We start from the raw sequence: 2,923 nt of genomic DNA, 5'->3' as shown, positions 1-2,923 counted from the left end.
TTTGCGGACACGGCCTAGGTCAACGGAGGATCACCTACCGGTCTCGGCGGGGTCCTTCCGTGGCCCCATCGAGACCCATCCGCAACGCCCCGTGGCGCACGTTCCGGCCTCCTTCACCGTCACAGTCGCAGAGACCGGCGGACGCGAAGGGGGCACGGACGATGGAGCGGTACCGGATACGACGAACGGTGCTCGCGCTCACGGCGGGTGCGGGCCTGCTGCTCACCGCGTGCAGCGCGGGGGAGAGCCACGGCAGCAAGGCGGGCGGCACCGCGTACGACAAGGGCGGCGACAGCGCTCCGCTGCCCGCCCCGGCCGCCCCTGGGGCGTCGGGTGAGGCCGGGACGGACGGCGAGTCCGGGGAGGACTCCCGCGAGGTGGCCCCCGCACCCGACCACCTCTCCACCTTCGCCCTCGACGTCGACACCGCCTCCTACGACTACGCCCGCCGCACCCTCGCGGACGGCGGATGGCCCGACCCGTCGACGGTCCGCCCGGAGGAGTTCGTCAACAGCTTCCGCCAGGACTACGAACGCCCCGACGGCAACGGCTTCTCGGTCACCGTGGACGGCGCCCGCACGGGCGACGGGGACTGGTCCCTGGTCCGCGTCGGCCTCGCCACCAGGCCCGCCGGCGACGACCGGGAACGCCCGCCCGCCGCCCTCACCTTCGTCCTCGACGTCTCCGGCTCCATGGACGAGCCGGGCCGGCTCGACCTCGCCAAGGAGTCCCTCGGCGTGATGACCGACCGGCTGCGCGACGACGACTCCGTGGCGATCGTCACCTTCAGCGACGACGCCGAGACGGTCCTGCCGATGACCCGGCTCGGCGGCCACCGCGGCAAGGTCCACGACGCGATCGACGGCCTCGAGTGCGCCTCCTCGACCAACCTGGGCGCGGGCGTCGAGACCGGTTACGCCACCGCCGTCGAGGGCTTGCGCCAGGGCGCCACCAACCGGGTCGTCCTGGTCTCCGACGCCCTCGCCAACACCGGCGACACCGACGCCGACACCATCCTGGAGAAGATCGCCGACGAGCGCCGGGAGCACGGCATCACCCTGTTCGGGGTGGGTGTCGGCAGCGACTACGGCGACGAGCTGATGGAACGACTCGCCGACCGCGGCGACGGCCACACCACCTACGTCTCCACCCCCGAGGAGTCCCGCGAGGTCTTCTGCGAGCAGCTCCCGCGCCACATCGACCTCACCGCCCGCGACGCCAAGGCGCAGATCGCCTTCGACCCCGCCACGGTCGAGGAGTTCCGCCTCGTCGGCTACGAGAACCGAGAGGTCGCCGACGACGACTTCCGCGACGACCGCGTCGACGGCGGCGAGGTCGGTCCCGGCCACACGGTCACCGCCCTCTACGCGGTGCGCACCGTGCCGGGCGCCGACGGCCACCTCGCCACGGCCACCGTGCGCTGGCTCGACCCCGACACCCGCGCCCCGCACGAGGAGAGCGGCCGGCTGGAGACCGGCGGCCTCGCCGACTCGGTCCGCGAAGCCTCCCCGCGCTTCCAGGTCACCGCGACCGCCGCCCACTTCGCCGACGCACTGCGCCACGAGGGCGTCAGCCACCTGCCGGGCGGCCCCCACTCCCTGTCCGAACTGGCCGAACGCGCCTCGGAACTGGCGTACGAGACCGGGGACAGGGCGGTACGGCAGCTGGCGGAGGCCGCGGCACGGGCGGTCGACGTCCGCGGCACCCATTGACCTTTCCTCACCGTCGCTGATGTGACGTGCTGTCAGGAGGGGCCTGCACCAGTCGGCAGCGGGAGCCGCCCGGGGCGTACGCAGGGCTGAAGCGGGCGGGACGGCGCGGCGTCCTGGGAGCCGCGCCGGCGTCGGGAGAAAAGATCCTGGCTGACGTTCGGACTCCCGTGCGCTCGCGAGGTTCTGACGGTCATTCGGCGAGTACGTTCGGGTGAATCCCCCCTTGAATCGCGTTCCTTGGTCCCTTCGGATGTCTATTCCTCGTTCTGCGGCCGCCGGTCATGGTGCCCGCTCGGTCTCGTCGGCCCATTCCTCTCCCCAGGCCGGCGTTTCCCACCTCGCCAAGCAGGAAGACAACGAGATTGCGACAGATCCTGAGCAAGGGAGTGGTCGCGGTTGCCGCCGCGACAGGCATCCTGTCCTTGTGCGGCAGCTCCGCCCTCGCCGACTCGGTGACGGGCGGAGGCGGCAAGGGCTCGCCCGGTGTGGTCGCGGGCAAGGAGGCCCAGGCCCCGGCGACCGTTCCGGACAGCGCCTGTGGCGCCGACACCTGTGCCGCCGCCTCGGACACCGCCGGCGGTGCCAAGCCCACGGAACACGGCGGGCCGTACGGCGATGCCGGGCCCGGCACATCGTCCGACGGCTCGTACGGCGACGCCGGCGGCGATGACGAGTCCGGCCACGGCAGCGTCGGACACCTTGCCGCCGGCCCCTCGCTCGGCCCCTCGGCCGACGACTCGGCCGCGGGCTCGTCCGGCGTCGGTTCGGACACCGAGCAGACCTCCCCGGCCGACGTCCCGGTGGACGACTCGGACAGCGGCTACGGGGAGACGCCGGGGTACGGGAAGACTCCGTCGCGGTACGGGGAGGAGACGCCCTCGGGGTACGGGGACACGCCCTCGGGATACGGGGACACGCCCCCGGAGTACGGGGAGACGCCCCCTGGGTACGGCGAGACTCCGCCGCCCGCGCACACCGTGCCGCCCACGCACACGCCTCCGCCGGCCCACACCCCGTCGCCCACGCACACGCCTCCGCCGGCTCACACCTCGCCGCCCAGCCATGAGCACCCGCCCAGCCTGCCCGAGACCGGCAGCCGCGCGGTGGCCCTCCTGGCCGCCTCGGGTGTCAGTGCCGTGCTGATCGCGGGCGGGGTCCTGCTGTACCGGCGAGGCCGGGGCGCCTCCCACCGCTAGGTCGTGTCCGCAAAG

2 protein-coding genes are annotated in these 2,923 nt (G+C 73.4%); both read left to right on the top strand.

The features are described 5' to 3' along the window. Positions 1 to 161 precede the first annotated feature (161 nt). A complete protein-coding gene (locus CCN42_RS03960) occupies positions 162 to 1,712 on the top strand; it encodes a vWA domain-containing protein (protein WP_086733082.1) in 1,551 nt (516 codons plus the stop codon). A gap of 362 nt (positions 1,713 to 2,074) precedes the next feature. Continuing rightward, complete coding sequence (locus tag CCN42_RS03955) at positions 2,075 to 2,908, top strand: chaplin family protein (RefSeq protein WP_245877134.1); 834 nt, start codon at positions 2,075 to 2,077, stop codon at positions 2,906 to 2,908. Positions 2,909 to 2,923 lie beyond the last annotated feature (15 nt).

Origin of the sequence: Streptomyces glaucescens (assembly GCF_002154375.1) — a bacterium.
GTDB lineage: Bacteria > Actinomycetota > Actinomycetes > Streptomycetales > Streptomycetaceae > Streptomyces > Streptomyces glaucescens.
The sequence above is the reverse complement of the archived record's forward strand: the minus strand, read 5'-3'. Positions and strand labels throughout refer to the sequence as shown.

What these genes read in the sequence shown, in the direction of transcription:
- CCN42_RS03960 (WP_086733082.1), top strand. Translation starts at nt 162, where the DNA reads ATGGAGCGGTACCGGATACGACGAACGGTGCTCGCGCTCACGGCGGGT.